The sequence below is a fragment of the Chitinibacter sp. GC72 genome (assembly GCF_009760905.1).
GTDB lineage: Bacteria > Pseudomonadota > Gammaproteobacteria > Burkholderiales > Chitinibacteraceae > Chitinibacter.
In genome coordinates, this window is record NZ_VIRW01000022.1 from 21054 (window position 1) to 39416 (window position 18363).

Annotated in this window: 15 protein-coding genes; 8 read left to right on the forward strand and 7 right to left on the reverse strand. The window is 55.8% G+C overall.

What is annotated here, in order from left to right:
• The 6 genes from FLS37_RS14270 to FLS37_RS14295 are packed head-to-tail and all read right to left on the reverse strand — an operon-like array spanning position 1 to position 5772.
• Positions 1-540 carry a DUF3833 domain-containing protein gene (locus FLS37_RS14270; RefSeq protein ID WP_157670645.1) on the reverse strand — a complete coding sequence of 180 codons (540 nt, stop codon included), beginning with the start codon at positions 538-540 and terminating at the stop codon, positions 1-3.
• Entirely contained in the window at positions 537-1877 is a 1341-nt protein-coding gene (locus FLS37_RS14275; protein ID WP_157670646.1) for an MFS transporter, read from the reverse strand. The genes FLS37_RS14270 and FLS37_RS14275 overlap by 4 nt, the downstream gene beginning before the upstream one ends.
• The gene (locus FLS37_RS14280; protein WP_157670647.1) at positions 1877-2377 is read right to left on the reverse strand and encodes a chalcone isomerase family protein; all 501 of its coding nucleotides are present in this window, start codon (positions 2375-2377) and stop codon (positions 1877-1879) included. The genes FLS37_RS14275 and FLS37_RS14280 overlap by 1 nt, the downstream gene beginning before the upstream one ends.
• Before the next feature lie 46 nt (positions 2378-2423).
• A complete protein-coding gene (locus FLS37_RS14285; RefSeq protein ID WP_157670648.1) occupies positions 2424-3641 on the reverse strand; it encodes a cyclopropane-fatty-acyl-phospholipid synthase family protein in 1218 nt (405 codons plus the stop codon).
• Positions 3638-4480: a DUF1365 domain-containing protein gene (locus tag FLS37_RS14290; protein WP_232522623.1), complete on the reverse strand. Its 843-nt coding sequence runs from the start codon at positions 4478-4480 to the stop codon at positions 3638-3640. The genes FLS37_RS14285 and FLS37_RS14290 overlap by 4 nt, the downstream gene beginning before the upstream one ends.
• Positions 4477-5772 carry an NAD(P)/FAD-dependent oxidoreductase gene (locus tag FLS37_RS14295; RefSeq protein ID WP_157670649.1) on the reverse strand — a complete coding sequence of 432 codons (1296 nt, stop codon included), beginning with the start codon at positions 5770-5772 and terminating at the stop codon, positions 4477-4479. Before FLS37_RS14295 ends, FLS37_RS14290 begins: the two co-directional genes overlap by 4 nt.
• A gap of 102 nt (positions 5773-5874) precedes the next feature.
• Here FLS37_RS14295 and FLS37_RS14300 point away from each other — a divergent pair, with 102 nt between their 5' ends.
• The 7 genes from FLS37_RS14300 (at position 5875) to FLS37_RS14330 (ending at position 13490) form a co-directional block, all read left to right on the forward strand.
• Entirely contained in the window at positions 5875-6495 is a 621-nt protein-coding gene (locus FLS37_RS14300) for a TetR/AcrR family transcriptional regulator (RefSeq protein ID WP_157670650.1), read from the forward strand.
• Positions 6496-6596: 101 nt separating this feature from the next.
• Positions 6597-8432 carry a CHASE2 domain-containing protein gene (locus tag FLS37_RS14305; protein ID WP_198314649.1) on the forward strand — a complete coding sequence of 612 codons (1836 nt, stop codon included), beginning with the start codon at positions 6597-6599 and terminating at the stop codon, positions 8430-8432.
• Between the two features lie 43 nt (positions 8433-8475).
• Complete coding sequence (locus tag FLS37_RS14310) at positions 8476-8994, forward strand: SH3 domain-containing protein (protein ID WP_157670652.1); 519 nt, start codon at positions 8476-8478, stop codon at positions 8992-8994.
• 2 nt (positions 8995-8996) lie between these two features.
• Positions 8997-9881, forward strand: a complete 885-nt coding sequence (locus FLS37_RS14315) for a M48 family metalloprotease (RefSeq protein WP_157670653.1) — start codon at positions 8997-8999, stop codon at positions 9879-9881.
• 87 nt (positions 9882-9968) lie between these two features.
• On the forward strand, positions 9969-11288 hold the full coding sequence (gene pepP, locus FLS37_RS14320; RefSeq protein WP_157670654.1) for a Xaa-Pro aminopeptidase: 1320 nt from the start codon (positions 9969-9971) through the stop codon (positions 11286-11288).
• Between the two features lie 114 nt (positions 11289-11402).
• Positions 11403-12584, forward strand: a complete 1182-nt coding sequence (locus FLS37_RS14325) for an FAD-dependent monooxygenase (protein WP_157670655.1) — start codon at positions 11403-11405, stop codon at positions 12582-12584.
• A gap of 15 nt (positions 12585-12599) precedes the next feature.
• A complete protein-coding gene (locus tag FLS37_RS14330) occupies positions 12600-13490 on the forward strand; it encodes an AEC family transporter (protein WP_232522625.1) in 891 nt (296 codons plus the stop codon).
• Positions 13491-13547: 57 nt separating this feature from the next.
• On the opposite strand, the gene FLS37_RS14335 is transcribed toward FLS37_RS14330, so the two are convergent.
• On the reverse strand, positions 13548-16043 hold the full coding sequence (locus FLS37_RS14335) for an EAL domain-containing protein (RefSeq protein WP_157670656.1): 2496 nt from the start codon (positions 16041-16043) through the stop codon (positions 13548-13550).
• Positions 16044-16186: 143 nt separating this feature from the next.
• On the opposite strand from FLS37_RS14335, the gene FLS37_RS14340 reads away from it, so the two are divergent.
• Complete coding sequence (locus FLS37_RS14340) at positions 16187-18361, forward strand: EAL domain-containing protein (RefSeq protein WP_157670657.1); 2175 nt, start codon at positions 16187-16189, stop codon at positions 18359-18361.
• Positions 18362-18363: the final 2 nt, after the last annotated feature.

Consider the following 18363-nt stretch of genomic DNA (forward strand, 5'->3'; position numbering starts at 1 on the left):
CTAGCTCCTTTTCTTGAAGAACAGTGTCACCTGCCCCAGCTCGAAACCGAATTTGCGCATGCTGGCGCGATTGATCATCGAATGTTCGTCCAGCAGAAACATCCAGTCGTCAAATTGGACTTCATAGGTTTTGCCATCCACGGGCAGCAGCAGGGTGTATTGCCAGTTGAGCGCATTACCGGCCACCTTACCCGTGGCTTCGCCTTTCACATCCGCTGCCGTACCGCGCCAGCTGCCATCGGCTTGCTGGGTCAACGTCCACACCCGCTGATCCTTGCTGCCATCGTCGTAGCTGAAACGCTCGTCCAGTACCAGCTTGCCATCGCGCTGCGTGCCGGTGATCTCGACATGAAAACGCTTGACCACCTCGCCGCTGCGCTTCTGGAACATGCCCCACGCATCGGTTGTACCAACAAAATAACGCGCCAGATCAAGCTTGGGCTCGGCCTGCTGATAATGGCTGACATCGGGCGAGGCGCAAGCGGTGAGCAGGCCACAGCTGGCGGCCAACAAGGCGGTTTTAATCCGGTTCAGATTCATGGTGTTTGCTCCTTCAGATTGTTGGTCAAGCCGCTGCGCAGCATCACCAAGGCCAGCAGTTTGAAAAGACAGGGAAGCCCGGCGTATACCCACGCCAGCTCAGCACCAGCAGGCGCTCCGGGCGTATACCCCAAAATCGCCAGCAGCGGCAAAGCCAGACCGGACAAGGCCAGCGCCAGCTTGCCGAGCAAAGTCCAGACGCCGTAATAAGTGGCCGCTGCTTGATCATCGGGGATGAGTCTGGCCAGCAGTACGGGCGGCAGGGCTAAATCCGCACCCAGCGCCAAACCAGCCGCGATGCAGACCAGCAGATAGGCCGTGGTGTCGCCCTGCCCCAGCAGGCTGGCGCCGCAAAAACTCAGAATTGCCAGCAGCATGCCCAGCCGCCACGTGCACAACACACCGCGAACCTTGGCGATGCGTACCCAGATCGGCAGCCCTAGCGCGGCGGCAATAAAGTAGGCAGCCAGAAAAGCCCCGGCCCATTGCGGCGCGCCGATGCGATCGTTGATAAAAAACAGCGCCAGCGTTGCCGGAATAGCAACAGAAATGGCATTCAAACTATACGGCCATAGCAGCCGCGTAAATGCCGTGTTCTGCCGCATCAACTGCAGCGCTTGCGACCAGCTCAATGTTGATGATGGTGCTTTGTGCCAGCGTGGTGCGCCGCGCAGCAAAGCGGTGAGAGCCAGTGCGACGAACAGCGCAAAGGCCAGGCTATACCAGGCAAATCCATGACTTAACGCTTCCCGTGGCAAGTTCATGATCGCGCTTGGCAAGACACTGGCCACAATTACGCCCAACAGGCCCGCCCCCTCGCGCCAGCCTGCTGCGCCAAGCAATTGCTGCTCCTGGCCCAGCTTGGCACCCCAGGCCAGATAGGCAATATTGAGCATACTGTGCGCCGTATAGGCCACAACCAGCATCACAGCAAGCCATAGCGTGAGATACCCCCCACTGACTTGCGGCAACCATAATCCGGCAAAGGCCAGCACTAGCAAGAGCGCGCCCACGATCAGCCACAGATTAAGCTGTCGCCCCTGCAGGCGATCAATACAGCGCCCCAGCCACGGGTCCTGCACGGTATCGATCAGGCGCGCCAGAAACAGCACCCAGCCGGTGCCCGCCAAAGCCAGCCCCAGATGCGTGCTGTAATACGCCGGTATCTGCACATACACCGGCAATGCCGACATCGCCAGCGGCAGCCCCAGCGCGCCATACGCTGCAAGAGAAAATCTCGAATGGGATGCAGGCTGGGATTCGGCACTTGCTGACTCAGATGCCAGAGGCGAGGTCAGCTGCGACGGTGCGCCATCCGGATGTGTTGCCTGGCTCATCACCGGCCCCCGATCAGCTGCGCGCGTAAACCGCTGTCCTTGGTGCGCTCGTCAAACCAGATGGCGAAAAAGGCTTTGGCAAATTCCGGGTCACGAATTTCAGCCAGCAATTGACTGCGGCTATAAAAACGGCAGCCCGCATTGGGCAGATAGACGCCGATCAGCTGGTCGCCCTCCTTCACATCGGTAAATGCGCGCTGCATTTCGGCTTCCCAGCGCTTGAGCGTGGCGGCCGGATAGCGGTTGCCAAACAGTCGGGTGATTTCGTCCAGACTGGTTTTTACAAACTGCTCGCGGCTAATGCTGCGGTGGTAGGTCAGCTCCAGCGCAAACGGCGCTGCGGGTGCGGCTGGGTCAAAACGGCTTTGCTCGCTCCAGAGCCGGGCGGTGTAGATTTTCAGCCCGAACCAGCGCAGATCGCCACTGCCAATCGCGCGCGCCTGCGGGATTGGCTCGCGCCAGGCATTGGCATGCGCCACCTGCACAAGGGGTATTGTCATTAAGGCAGCAATGAATATACGCTTCAGCGCTATACCCAGCCTGGTATTAACGGCTTTTCTGTAATAGGAATTGAATAACATCAGTTCGCCCCTCATCAAAGCCTGCTTCGCAATAAGTCAGGTACAGCCGCCAGATCCGCATAAACGATTCGTCAAAACCCTGCTCGCGGATGGTGTTGTGCTGCGCTTCAAAATCAGCCAGCCAGCGGCGTAGTGTTTCGGCGTAGTCACGGCCAAAACGGTATTGATCCAGCGTTTTCAAGCCTGAGCGTTCGGCCTTGCCGACAAAACGCTCGGGGCTGGGCAGCATGCCGCCGGGGAAAATATATTGCTGGATAAAGTCGGTGCTGCTGCGATAGCGCTCGAAATAGCGCTCATCAATGGTGATGGTCTGAATCAGCGCCCGACCGCCGGGCTTGAGCCGCGCAGCCACGGTGGCAAAATACTGCGCCCAGAAGCGCTCGCCCACCGCCTCGAACATTTCAATCGACACAATCGCATCGTATTGGCCGGACAAATCGCGGTAGTCGCAGATTTGCAGATCGGCCAATCTGTTGAGCCCCTGCGCATCGATTCGTGCTTGCGCAATCTGTAGCTGCGCGGGCGAAATGGTCACGCCATGCACATGAATCCCGAGCCGGCTGGCGTGCTCGGCAAAACCGCCCCAACCGCAGCCGATTTCCAGCACCCGGTGCCCGGCGCGCAAACCCAGCTCATCAATAATGCGCTGGTATTTGCGCTGCTGGGCACTTTGCAGCGACTGGGCAAAATCGCCAGCAAAAATCGCGCTGGAATACGTCCAGCTCGGATCAAGCCACAGGCGGTAAAAATCATTGCCGATGTCGTAGTGCGCGTGGATATTTTTTCGGCTGCCCTCGCGGGTATTGGGGCGCAGCAAGTGCTTGAGCCGATACCACAGCGTGGCCCATTTGCCACCAAACACCATTTGCTCAAGCACCGCTTCATTGCGAATGGCCAGGCGCAACACTGAAGTCAGATCCGTGCTATCAATCCAGCCAGCAGCATAGCTTTCGGCAAAACCGATATCGCCCGCTTTGATAATGCGGCCACAGGCACGCCAGTCGTTAATCTGCAAGGTGGCGCTGGGCGGCTGGTGCAAGTCGCCGAAGGTCATGCATTCGCCTTCCGGGGTAATCAGCTGCAAATGGCCGTGGCGCAATTGGCCGAGCAATTTCAAAAACAACCTGGCTGCATTGGGCAAGCTGCGGTTGGCGGTGATAGTCAGGGTGCGGGTTTGGCTCACGATGAACGCTCCTCTAAATTGCGGTCATTGAAACTGCGATCATTCACGAAGCTGGCTTTCACGCTCAGCGGCGTTTGAAAACTGAGATTGGGCTCTGGTGCCGGGGGCTGGCGGTAAAAAGGTACTTTCTGGCACCACAGTTTTACTGCCTGCCAGTGGATTTTGGCGAAAACACCCAGCGTCAGCAGTGGCTGAGCCAGCAAGGCGCGCAGCATGCTGGCATCATTTAATGGCTGCATGTACCCGCCGATGGCGGTTTTAATCAGCAAACCGGCATCATCGAAATAATCGATCCCCACAAAAGCCGTACTGGCCGTGTCACGCAGCCGGAACTGATAATGACCAGCCACCGCGCAAAATGGCGATACATGCATCAACTTGCGCGATAGCAAGGGGGTATGCTCATCAATTACAGCACCAGCCTGGGCTACCAGCAAATACCTATGCGTATCACCAAAGGTGTTATTCACTTCAGCCAATACGGCGCGCAAATCGCCGTTTGCATCGTGGCAATACCAGAAACTGACCGGATTAAATACAAAACCCAGCACGCGCGGAAACGTTTGCAACCAGACTTCACCATCGTGCGGCAGTTCGTGTTCGCGCAAAACTTGCCGTATCCAGAGCAGCAAATCAGAGCCATCACGCGGGCCATAATCACGGCTTTGTACGCTGACCGTCCTCGCGCAATCGACACCAAACCAGCGCCCGCGCAGCTCGGTGAGCCGCGCCAGATTCAACCGCACGCAAAACACCGGATACACAAAGCGGTTGATGATCGGCCGCAATCTGGCATGCATCACCTGACCGCGCAGCAAGTAGGCAGCGGCGGCCATCATGTCACCTTCGCCCAATCGGGCAGCAGGCCAAAATCGGCCACCACCCGCAAGGCTGATTTAAGTCCGTCTTCGTGAAAGCCGTAACCCGTCCAGGCGCCGGCAAACCAGACCCGATCCAGCCCCTGAATGGCGGGAAGTTGTGCTTGCGCATCAATCGCAGCCTGATCAAAGACCGGATGCTCATAATCAAATTGCGCCAGCACGGTCTCCGGCGCTGGTGGCGTAAACGGATTGAGCGTCACCACCACTGGCGTTTCAAATGGCAGATTCTGCAATTGATTGAGCAGATAACTCACGCACACCGGGCGCTCGCCCGATACGGCAGCGCCGCCCAGATAATTCCATGCTGACCAGACTTTGCGCCGTTGCGGCAGTTGTTTGATATCGGTATGCAGCACCGCGGTATTGGGCTGATAGCGCACTGCGGCCAGAACCGCACGTTCGGCATCGCTGGCATCAGCCAGCATGGCCAGCGATTGCGGCGCATGCGTGGCCAATATAACCGCGTCAAACAATTCGGCCTGCTGCACACCCTGCTGCGCAAAGTGAACCAGCACGCCCTCAGGTGTCCGCTCAATCCGGCTCACCGGGCTATTGAGGCGAATATCGCCGAGCGTGGCGGCGATTTTGCGCACATATTCTCGCCCACCGCCCTGCACGGTTTGCCATTGTGGCCGGTCGTTGACCTGTAGTAGCGCGTGATTGAGGCAAAAACGCAAAAAGGTGGCGGCGGGAAAATCCAGAATATCCTTGGGCGAGCTGGACCAGATCGCGGCAGCCATCGGCAGCAGATAGGCATCGCGAAACGCTGCCCCATACTGGCCGGATTCAAGCAATTGACCCAGCGTCGCACGGCTTTGCAAGCACGCTTGCAGGTTTTCCGGCGCGGCGGCATTAAAGCGCAGAATATCGCGCAGCATGCCGATAAAACGCGGCGAAAGCAGATTGCATCGCTGGGCAAACACCGTATCGAGATTGGTACCGGCCCATTCCAGCTGCCCATCATCAAGCGAAACACCAAACGACATATCGGTGGCATAGCTGCCCACGCCTAGCTCGGCCAGCAGCGCAATCAGATTGGGGTAGGTTTTTTCGTTAAACACCAGAAAGCCGGTATCAACCGGGGCTGTGCGCCCTTCCAGCGTGACCTCAACGGTATTGGTATGGCCGCCGAGATAACTGCCAGCCTCGAAAAGCACCACATCATGGGCTCGATTCAGTAAATACGCGCTGGCCAGCCCGGAAATACCCGAGCCGATCACTGCAATGCGTTGTTTGGCTGCTTGGTTCATATAGACCGCTCATCCATCGTTACGGTATCAAAACGAATACACTAGTGATAACATTACTACTACTTCAATATAAAAGCTACTAATTAGTAGCAAAATAGACCGATGAGTATACTTGGCAAGCTAAGCTTTAAAGATCAGGCGTTCAAATTGCGCGAAAATGCCATTCTCGACGCGACCACGATGATCCTGAAAGACAAGGGTTTTGATTTGATGACGATGGACGATGTCGCCAGCGCAGTCGGCATCTCCAAACCTAGTCTGTACAAACACTTCAAATCCAAAGAAGATCTGGTGGGCGAAGCCATGATCAGGCTGATCGATGGTGCGGGTGACTTTCTGGATCAGCTCGATAAAGACCTCAAACCGATTGAAGTGCTCAGCGCCATGCTCGAATGGGCGCTTCGGGTCAGGCTGGAAGGCGGCATGCCGTTTTTGCCATCCACCAGCGCGCATGTGCGCGATATGCTGACGCGCAACCTCAAATACGTCGGCCGGGTGCTCAAACTCAATTACCAGCTGGAGAAACTGGTCGCCAAGGCGCAAAAAAGTGGTGATCTGGACGCCAGCCTGCCCAGCGACGTGATTTTGTTTAGCTATTACTCGCGCACTTGCGATCCGGCGGTCGAATTTTTGCAACGCTATAGCAAGCTCGATAATGAGCAGATCATCAAACATATGTTGCAGGTGTGTTTTGCCGGTCTGCACGGCCCACGTTGCGATTAAGGCATCGGTTTTCGCGGCTGCAGTATGCTGCGCAGCGATTTTGCTTTTTTGTCCGCGCATAAATGGGTTATAAAGACTTACCCCGACTCAGCCCTACCGCCATGCGCCAACGACTCACCTTTGTTTCGCTCTTTGCTGTATTGCTGCTTTTGCTGGTACTCGACTACGGTGTATTCAATTTCAGCCGCCGTATCGATCTATCTGCAGGCGATGTCATGCTCAAATGGCATGCGCACACCAGAGTGGCCAGCGACAATGTCGTGATCATTGATATTGACCAGAAAAGCCTAGAGGAAATGAACGAGGTTGCCGGAAAATGGCCCTGGCCGCGCTCGATTCATGCCGAGCTGATCGATTATCTGGCCGCGCAGCAGCCCAAAGCCATCGTGTTTGACATGATGTTTAATGAGCCAGATACCTTTGGCACCGAATCGGACGATTTATTCAGGCAAACGGCAGCCCAGCACCATAATTTATATTTTGCCCATACCTTGCTCGCAGACGGCAACCGCACCCGACTCGCTGAACTCCCCAAAAGCGTCGGCCTGATTGCCACAGCCAAGGCCAAAGCCGATGCGAGCGCGACGCTGATGCTGCCAGCCGTGCTTGATCGTTCATCCTGGCGCGGTGGCCTAATCAACTTCAGCGACGATGCCGACGGCATCGGGCGACAATATCTGATTCATGAAACCATTGACGGCTGGTTAATTCCCTCCTTGCCACAGCGGCTGGCACTTGATTTTCAGTGGCCAGCGGTTCAGCAGGATAAAATCCGACTCAATTGGCAATATCAGCGCCAGCACATTTCATACTCCAGCCTGTATCTGGACGCCAATAGCGCAAGCCCTAAGCGCTCCCCCACCGAGTTTCGCGGCAAAACGCTGATTATTGGCACTGCCGCGCCAGGCTTACAGGATTTCCGGCCCACGCCATTGAGCCAGACCCATCCCGGCGTTGAAATCCTTGCCACCGCTATCGACAATCTGCAACACGATGACTGGCTGCGAGATCCGCCACGCCAACCTTTTGCGCTGGTGGCGATCATTCTGAGCGCCTTGCTGATGCTCGGTTTTAGTAAGGGCAAAAACACGCTCTGGCTGGCTGCGGCTTTGCTGAGCATCAGTGCAATTGCGATAGCTGTTGCCTGGCTGGGGCTGAAAAAATACTGGTTTCTACCGCTGGCTGCACCGCTGGCGTGGTCGTGGATTTACTTCTGGCTGGCGGCATTGCTATCTTATTTATCGGAAAAGGCCAGCCGCGAACAGGCCGTGGCGATGTTTTCACGTTTTCTTGACTCGCGTGTCGTTGGCGAGCTGATTGCGCGTGGCGAGATTGACCTGAATAAAAAAGCCGAAGCGCGCGAGCTGACCGTACTGTTTTCCGATATCCGCGGCTTTACCACTTTGTCGGAGAATCACCCACCCGAATTTATGGTTGAGTTGCTTAATCGGTATTTTTCAATGCAGGTCGCCATTATTTTCAAACACGGCGGCACGCTAGATAAATTTATTGGCGACGCCATCATGGCATTCTGGGGCGCACCGGCACAAGACGAACAGCACGCCAATCATGCCGTCGCCGCTGCGCTGGAAATGGCGCAAGCAGTAGAATCATTTCGCGCCCAGCTGCATGAAGTCCAGGTTGAATTTGAAGTCGGCATTGGCTTGCACACCGGCAAGGCCGTGGTGGGTTTTATTGGCTCGGAATCCAGGCTTGATTATACGGTGATTGGTGATAGCGTGAATTTAGCCTCCCGCATTGAAGGGCTCACCAAGGGAGTTGCTCGAATTCTGATCTCGGAAAATTGCAGAGACGCCTGCCTGCAAACCGATACGCCATTCGAGTTTATTGATCATGGCACCTACTCGGTCAAGGGGCGTGAACAGGCCGTTGAATTGTTTGAACCAATATACCGAATCGATACACCAAAGGCTTAAACAACCAGCTATTTTTTTATCTTATCCGCTTGCAGGGGAATTTATGACTCGAATGTTTTATTCGCTACTACTGCTCAGCAGCCTTGCTCTGGCCGAGCCGGGTACGGTGATCCGCAAAACCGATTTACGCGACAAGCCTTTTCTCGATGCTGCCGTAGTGGGTAATGTATCCAGCAACACCCAGGTTGACATCCAGTCACGCAAAGGAGCGTGGATGCAGGTGAAATTGCCGAGCGGGCAAGCAGGCTGGATCAAGCTGCTCAATGTGCGCACCAGCAGCGGCACCACCAGCTCGAGTACAGCACTGGCCAATGTGATTAAAACGGGATCATCGGGCAAAACCGTGACCACCGGCGTCAAAGGTCTGTCGGCCGAAGAAATCCAGAATGCGCGCCCGAATCTGGCCGAAGTCGCCAAAATGAGCAGCTATGCAGCCAATAGCGCTGACGCGCAAAAAACAGCGCAAGCCAATCAATTAATCGCAGTGCAAGTACCCGCATTTGCCAATTCAACCCCCACAACAGCACCCGGCAGCAATATCTACCAGGAACGGAGGCGCTAAACATGAAAAAACAGTTTTTACTTCCGTTTGCCCTAGCAGCGGCCATTACGGCCAGTTTATCAGCACCGGCACACGCGCTGGATTTGGGCAAACTGCTCAGTGGCGATACGCTATCGAAGGGCCTTAGCGTCCTGAGCAACGCTGGAGAGGCGCTCAACACCTCAGTCAAAGGGCTGACCCCCGAACAGGAAGAAGCACTTGGCCACAATGTGATGGCCAATCTGCTGGGTGCTGCGCCGCTGATGAACGACGCCAAAGTCCAGCGCTATGTGAACCAGGTGGGGCTATGGGTTGCCATGCAATCGGAACAGCCAAACCTGAACTGGCGTTTTGGCGTCATTGATACGCCGAATATCAACAGCTTTGCCGCTGCTGGCGGATACATCCTGATCACGCGCGGGCTGTGGGATCGCATCCGCAGCGAAGCTGAGCTGGCGGCCATTCTGGGGCATGAAATTACCCATGTAACCCAAAAACACCATGTCAAAGCGCTGATCAGCAGCAAAAGTCAGCAGGCTGGCTCGGATTTGATCTCGATTGTGGCCGACTACAATAGCAGCAAATCAGGTGCCAAAGCCGGAGAAAAAGGCGGCAAAGCCCTATCTGAGATATTTGTCCGAGGCCTGGACAAAAATGACGAGTATGTTGCCGACGTCAATGGCATGGTTTTAGCTGCCCGCGCAGGCTACAACCCGTATGCGCTGGTCAGCGTGTTGCAGCTGCTCGGTTCGGTCAACGCCAGCGACAGTACGGTGGCGCTGCTATTTAGTACCCACCCTTCACCGCAGGAGCGGCTCGATAATATTGACCAGGTGGTTGGCGAAAAACTGGAAGGCTATGCCGATGCCACAGAAAACACCAAACGTTTCAATCAGGTAAAGCGATAGTCATTTTCTCGTCGCACAATCAGGCCGCAATCACGATTGCGGCCTTATAATTTGCTCCTTCCTGATCGCCAATTCAAAGGCCTTGTCATGCAACACACACCGCTTATCGAAACCTGCATCCAGCGACGGGCCCAGTTGGCGCAGCAGCTGGCACCAGGCATTGTGATTATTCCGACGACGCAGGAAATCATCCGCAACGCCGACACCACCTACCCATTCCGTTTTGACTCCAGCTTTTACTACCTCACCGGTTTTACCGAACCGGATGCGGTTTTTGTGCAAATCATTGGTGAAAACAAGGTCGAGAACATCCTGTTCTGCCGGCCGAAAGATCAGGAACGCGAAATCTGGGATGGTTTCCGGTTTGGCCCGGCCGCTGCCGCCAGCACTTTTGGTTTTGACGCCGCCTATTCGCTGGAAGAGCTCGATAACCGTATGATCGAGCTATTGAAAAACCAGCCGCGCATTTATTACCCGCTGGCCAAGGAAATGCGCTGGGATCGCCAGATCAACCGCTGGCTCACCGGTGTACGCTCGCTGGTACGCACCGGAATCAGCGCCCCTGCTACGGTGGTTGACGTGCGTAGCGTCGTCGATGAAATGCGGCTGATCAAGAATGATTTTGAAGTAGGTATCTTGCGCCAGGCTGCATCCATCAATGCACAGGCACATATACGTGCCATGCAATTTACCAAACCGGATCAATTCGAGTATCAGGTCGAAGCGGAAATCCTACATGATTACTATCGTCAGGGCAGCCGTTTTCCGGCCTATGGCAGCATTGTGGCCAGCGGCCCGAACGCCTGCGTCTTGCACTATGGCGAGAACAACGGCTTGCTGCGTGATGGTGATTTATTACTGATCGACGCTGGCTGCGAATTGCACGGCTACGCCAGCGACATTACGCGCACCTTCCCGGTGAATGGCCGCTTTAGCAGCGAACAGAAAGCCGTTTACGAGATCACGCTGGCAGCGCAATACGCTGCGCTGGAGCAATGTGCACCGGGCAAAACCTGGAATGCCCCGCACGATGCCGCCACCCGGGTACTGGCGCAGGGCATGATTGATCTGGGCTTGCTCAAAGGCACGCTAGACGAAGTCATCGAGACCGAAAGCTATCGCCAGTTTTACATGCACCGCACCGGGCACTGGATGGGGCTGGACGTGCACGATGTCGGTGCTTACAAAGTCGATGGGCAATGGCGTGAGCTAAAAGCCGGGATGGTCATGACGGTCGAGCCGGGTTTTTATATCCGCCCGGCTGCCAATGTGCCTAAAGCGTTTGAGCACATCGGCATTCGCATTGAAGACGACGTACTCATTAATGCGACGAGTCACGAAAATCTGACTGCAGCCTGCCCCAAAACCGTTGCCGACATCGAAGCGGTGATGGCTGCGGGCAAATAATTCACCGCTGATAGCACCCGGCGGTAAAATAGCCGCCAAAGCCCCCATCTGCTCGCCCTCGAGTTCGCGAGCCAGATGGGCGGCTTTCCGACTTGCACCGTCTGGACACCAACCATGCTGATTGAACGACTCCCCCACCATCTGGATATTCTGATCGTTGGCGGCGGCCCGGTGGGCGCGCTGCTGGCGCAAAAACTGACGGCCAGTGGCCATGATGTTTTGCTTGTTGAAGCCAAATCACACATCGGCAAAGACCCGCGTGCGCTAGCCATTGCCCATTCGAGCATTGTGGCATTGCAACAGGCGGGCTTATGGTCAGACCAACTGGGCGCAACACCGATCACCCGCGTGCATGTCTCACAGGCCGGTACGCTGGGGCGCACGGTGCTGACGGCAGACGAGCTTGAATTGCCACAGCTGGGCTGTACCGTGCCGTATCAGGCGCTGGCGCAGCATGCGCTTGACGTCGTTGCCGCAGGGCAGGCTCCGCTTGCGCTGGGCACCCGGGTGAGTGGCGTTCGGCAGATGGCCCGATTTACGCAGGTTAAACTGCAGACCTCGCACCATGGGGTCGAGTCCGAGCACCAGCTCACCTGCCGCTTGCTGGTGCTGGCCGATGGCGGGCAATTGATTGATCAATTGCACGATATCCGGCAAAGCGTTAAATCATATGAACAGCATGCAGTGTTGGCCAAAGTCACTCCCAAGCAGCCTCATAGGGGCATTGCCTTCGAGCGCTTTGCTGATGATGGCCCACTGGCATTACTCCCTAATGGTATGGATTACACCCTGGTCTGGACGCAAACACCGGAGCTAGCCGCCGCACGCCTGGCCTTGTCGGATGAGGCGTTTATTGCCGAGCTGGAGCAGCGCTTTGCCGACCGGCTCAGCGGATTTAGCGCCGTTGGCGAACGCGCCAGCTGGCCGCTGGCCTTAAAAACGCTCAACTCGGTGGTTGGCAAGCGCGTGGTGTTGATTGGCAATGCGGCACAAACACTGCACCCGGTGGCCGGACAAGGCCTGAATCTGGGGCTGCGCGACGCCGAAACGCTGGCACACGTGCTGGCACAAACACCCAAAGCGGCGCTGGGCGAAGCGGCTAGTCTGCAACGCTATCGCCAGCTCAGAGCACGCGATGCCGGGCTGGTCACTGCCTTTACCGACAGCCTGATCAGCGTGTTTGACTCGCCCGCCTATCCGATGAAGCACGCCCGCAGCGTTGCGTTACTGGCGATTGACCAGCTGGCCTGGCTGCGCAAAGGCTTTGCCAGACGCATGGTCTACGGCGCGCGTTAATCGACGAGAGAGACTGTGCACACCCTCTATCCGCTGCTGCAGATTATCGCGCCTGTACTCATCATTGTGCTGATTGGCTGGACTTATGCGCGGCATCGGCCGGTGGACATGAGCGGGGCAAACCGGCTCAATATTGATCTGCTCTCGCCGCTGTTGGTGTTTAGCGCCATGGCCGGTAAAAATGCCTCGCTACTCACCTACTGGCCGCTGATGCTATGCGCCACGCTCATCGTACTGGGCTCGGGTCTGGTCGCGTATCTGGTCGCGCGCCGCTCTGGCCTGAACGCCGCGGCATTTAGCGTACCGCAAATGTTCACCAATACCGGCAATATGGGTCTGCCGCTGTGGCTGTTCGCGTTTGGTGAAGCCCATTTTCAAGGCGCGGTGGCTATTTTTGTGCTGATCAATTTGCTGCATTTCACGCTGGGCATCAAATTATTCAATCGGCAAGCACCACTGCTCGATGTACTGAAAACGCCAATGATCTGGGCATTATTGGCCGGACTGCTGGTGCAATATACACAGCTAACGCTGGCCGACTGGCTGCTCAAGCCCATCAAAATGCTGGGTGAAATCGCCATTCCGCTGATGCTATTTGCGCTTGGTGTGCGCATGGCTCAATTCAAAGTCAGCCGCTGGGGTGCCGGTTTGCTTGGCGGCATCTTGTGCCCGGTAGTGGGTCTGGCGCAGGCCTGGCCGCTGGCGCATTGGCTGCCACACGCACAGGCTGGGATTTTGCTGCTATTTGGCGCCCTGCCGCCTGCGGTGCTCAACTACCTACTGGCCGAACAATACAAGCAAGACCCCGAGCTGGTGGCGGCACAAGTGGTTGCAGGCACCTTGTGCGCGCTGTTGTTTGTGCCACTTTCATTGTGGCTGGCACTCAATACAGCCATAGGGTATTAAGCTGCAAGGCAATACCAGAAAGCGCTAGATGAATATACCCTCGATAAATATAGTCACTCAGACTTTTTGCATTTTTGCCGCGATTTCGGCTGCGGGCAATGGTTTGGCGTAATAAAACCCCTGCAGCGTATCGCAGCCAGCTGCACGCAGCGCCAGCATTTGCGCCTCGGTTTCTACGCCTTCAGCCACCACACTGAGGCTGAGTTTTTTCGCCATCGCCACAATACTCTGGGCAATAGCCAGATCGTCGTCGTTTTGCGGAATGCCGGTGATAAACGAACGATCAATTTTCAGAATATCGAGCGGCAGGTGCTTGAGCTGAGACAGCGACGAATATCCGGTGCCAAAATCATCAATCGCCAGCGTGACACCCATGGCCTTGAGCGCATTCATAATATCAACCACTTCATTGATACGATGCATGATCAGGCTTTCGGTTACTTCCAGCTCAAGCAGATAGGCCGGAAAGCCAGTTTCGGCCAGCACGCTGGAGACTTGCTCAAGCAATACACCGGGCTTGAACTGGCGAACCGACAAATTAACCGCTACTTTGGGCACCAGCAAACCCGACTCGCGCCACTGCTGGGCAGTGCGGCAAGCCTGCAGCAAAACCCAGTGGCCAATCGGCACAATCAGGCCGGTTTCTTCGGCAATCGGGATAAATTCTGCCGGTGAAATCCAGCCCATTTCCGGGTGCTGCCAGCGCAGCAAACACTCCATACCACTCAGTTGCCCTGTTGCCAGATTCATCTGCGGCTGATAGACCAGCTGCAACTGATTGCGCTCCAGCGCAAAGCGCAAGGCGGCCTGCACTGAAAACTGCTGGGTATTGAGGCTGTTCATCTCATGGGCATAAAACTGGTAGGCATTTTTACCCAGATCCTTGGCGCGGTACATGGCCAGATCGGCATTGCGCATCAGTTGCGAAGCCATGCTGCCGTCATTCGGATACATGCTGATGCCGATCGAGCCGGTGACAAACAGCGCTTGCCCATCAATCAGATAGCTTTCGGCCATGGCCTGCAGCAATCTCTCGGCCACCTGGGAGACCTGCTGCACCTGATGGATGTTTTCCAGTACGATGGTAAATTCATCACCACCCAGCCGCGCCACCACATCATCCTGCTTCAGATGCATACGCAGCCGTTGTGCAACGATTCGCAACAGCTGATCACCTACATCATGCCCCAGCGTATCGTTGATCGATTTGAAGCGGTCCAGATCAATAAACAGCAGTGCCAGACCACGCCGCTTGGTGCTGGCCCGAATCAGCGCCTTGGCCAGCTCTTCATGAAAACCATTGCGATTGAGCAAATCGGTGAGTGAATCATGGCGCGCCAGATAGTGCGCCCGCTGCTCGGCCTGTTTGCGGCTGGTGTAATCGGAGAAAATACCGACGTAGCGATTGAGCCGCCCTTCCAGATCATGCACCGCACTGATCGAGAGCCAGGCCGGATACAGCTCACCATCCTTGCGCTTATCCTGCATTTCGCCCTCCCAGTGCCCGGTTTGCTGCAATTGCTCCAGCAAATGCCGCTGCGAATGATTGGGATTGCCGGGCCGGGTATCAAAAATACGGGAAGGACGCCCCAGCGCATCGGCTTCCGAATAACCGGTAATGCGGCTGAATGCCGGGTTGACCGCCAGCACTTTGTGCTGGCTGGAAATGAGCATAATGCCTTCGGAGGCGTGGTTAAATACCTGCTTGGCAATGCGGGCATCGGCCAGCGCCTGCTCGCTTTCGCGGCGGATCACTGCGATCAGTATGCCCATTTGCAGCGCCATACCCAGCAGAACCAATTGCTGCAGCATCTGCTCGCCGGGCAAGCCAGCGGCCACCGACGGACTACCCAGTATCAGCAACAGCACCAGCGCAATCAGACTATTGCCCACCTGCCCCAGCCGCAATGAAGACCAAGCCAGTAAAGGGAAACACAGGTAAGTCAGCTGCAAACTATCGTGATAGCGATCCGACAACAGCAGCATGGCACCAGCCGCCGCAATCGAGACGACGGTGGTCGCTTCAATTAGCCAATTAGCCCTCAGCTCGCGGATTTCATCCTGCAGCGCCAGAAAACCGGGCACCACAATCAATATGCCCAATGCTTGCCCCAGCCAGAGCAGCGTAAAGCCACTTTGCCAACTCTGATCACCACCCGCCAGCACAGGCAGATAGCCAAGTAAAAAAGCATAGACCGCACAGGAAACACCAGCCGCCGCCCAGAGCAGGCGCAAGGCGTGCCGGGTTTTAAATTCAGCCAGCGGTGCCGGATAAGCCAGCAAGAAATACGACAAAGCGCAGCAGGCCACTTTGGCACCAGCCAGCAGCAGCACTTGGGCAAATGGTAAAGCGAGCAAAAGACCAGGCAGGCACATCAGCAGCGCCAGCCAGGGCAAAATCCGCCAACCATGTTGCAGTAGCGCGGCCAGCGCCACGCCACCGGCCAGACTGACCGGACCAAAGTTGTTTCCTGTTCGGAGCAAGGCTGAATCGAGCAGACAACACAATAGATAGGCGAGTAGCCAAAGACTCGTTGAAAAATGCAGTTTCACGGTTGCCGGCTAGTTAAGAGGACGCTAATAATAGGCTGACATCTTTCCTCGTTTTGCTTTTTTAGTCCATCAATACCAATAAGACTGAGCATTAGAGCCAACAACTGCTAAAGTAGGGAAATCAGACCAAGAGCTTTTCCTGTATGAGTGACGACCTCCTCGTCTTTGCCAATGAAGACCTTCCCGGCGCCGAATCCACACTGCCCGCATGGCCCATTCTGATTGTTGATGACGATCAGGACATCCATTTAAGTACCAGTCTGGCGCTGAAAAACACCCAGTTGCTGGGCAGAAATATCGATCTGGTTCACGCCTACAGCGCACGGGAAGCGTTCGAGATTCTGCTCACGCGTAACGACTTTGCCGTGATCTTGCTCGATGTGGTGATGGAAAACGATTTTGCCGGGCTGGATCTGGTGGCCAAGATTCGTGGCATTCTGGGCTTGAAAGAGGTGCGCATCATCTTGCGTACCGGCCAGCCGGGCCTGGCTCCCGAGCCTGGCATTTTCAATTTGCACGACATCAATGATTATCGCCTGAAAACCGAACTCACCAGCAATCGCCTGATTACCGCTCTGTCTTCAGCCTTGCGCAGCTACGCCCAGATTTGCGCCATCTCGGCCAATCGCCGCGGGCTGGAAATGATTGTGCACGCCGAAACCGAATTGATGGAATGCACCAACTTCAAAGACTTTGCCCAGGCTATTCTGGATCATGCCCCGCGCATTTTTGACCGACCTTGTATCGGGTTTGTCGCCAAAATTCATACTCCGCCTCAATTCACAGCAACAGCCAATGATCTGGGCGCATGCAGCACCGAGCTGCTCGCCAGCGCCCTGCACCTGCTCTCGCAGCGCCCGCAATCGGGTAGCCACCATTTCAGTGCACGGGAAATCTGGCTGCACCTACAGGCGGGTCATGATCAGGCGATTATTTACCTGCAATTTAAAACCTTGCTGACCGAATTTGGCAATTTTGAACAGATAGCCAGCGTGTTTGCGACCAATACCTCGGCTTCGCTGGGGCATTTATGCCAGCTGGAACGTTTGAACTATCTGGCTTATCACGATGAAATGACCCAGCTGGGCAATCGCAGCTGGTTTATTGAGCAGCTTGGCCATGTAGAGCGCAACCGACATGAAGCACAAGCGGTCGTGATTCTGGACTTGTGCCGTTTCTCCGATATCAATGACGGATTGGGCTATGAAGTGGGCAACGCGCTGCTGCACTCGCTGGCGCAGCGCCTCAAGCATCATTTTGCCAGCAAGGATACGCTGGTGGCCCGTCTGGGCAATGATGTTTTTGGGCTGTTTGGCCCGATCAGGCATGTCAACCCAGATCAGTTATTCCAGCTCTTTGATTCCCCGCTACAGGCGCAGCAGCATACGATACCGGTGCAGATTGCGCTGGGAATACGCAGTCTGAATCAGGATCAGGCCAATGGCTTGCAATTGCTTGAGCAGGCCAATATTGCCTTGAATCAGGCCAAGAGCAAACCCCATCCGCGCTGGGCAAGCTTTGTCCCCGAGATGGAGGCCAATACCCGCTGGCGACACGAGATCATCCGCCAGCTGCGCTCGGCATTTCACCATCAGCAATTGCAGATCTGGTATCAGCCACAGATCAATCTGGCCAACAATCAGGTCAGCGGGATTGAAGCGCTGATGCGCTGGCCGGGCGAAAACGGCTTTGTCCACCCCCCGGCAGTCTTTATTCCGCTGGCAGAGTATTCGGGTCTGATCGTGGAAATGGGCGATTGGGTGATTGATGAAGCCTGCCGGGCATACAAAGAAATCGGACTACTTGCCAATGCCCCAGCCCGCGTCGCGGTGAATGTCAGCACGCCGCAGTTCCGCTCGGGCAATCTGGTCCAAAGCGTCAGCCAAGCGCTGCGTAAACACCAGCTGCCTGCCAATATACTCGAGCTGGAAATCACCGAAAGTATTGCAATGGACGAGCCCGAAACCGTCCGCAGCTGTCTGGCTGCATTGCGACAACTCGGCGTAGAGATTGCAATTGATGATTTCGGCACGGGCTATTCTTCACTCGGCCAACTGCATGCCTTACCGGTTGACAGCCTGAAAATTGACAAGAGTTTTGTTGATGATCTTGCGCACTCCAAATCCGGGCTGTATGTCGAGCTGATTATTGATCTGGCGCAGCGGCTGGGCTTATCAACGATTGCTGAAGGCGTGGAAACCGAGGTACAAGCCGAGCGACTGAAAGCGCTGGGTTGCACGGTGGCGCAGGGGTATTTTTATGCTAAACCCATGCCGCTTGATGAACTCAAGCGCTGGTTGCTGGCACGCCAAGGGTAATC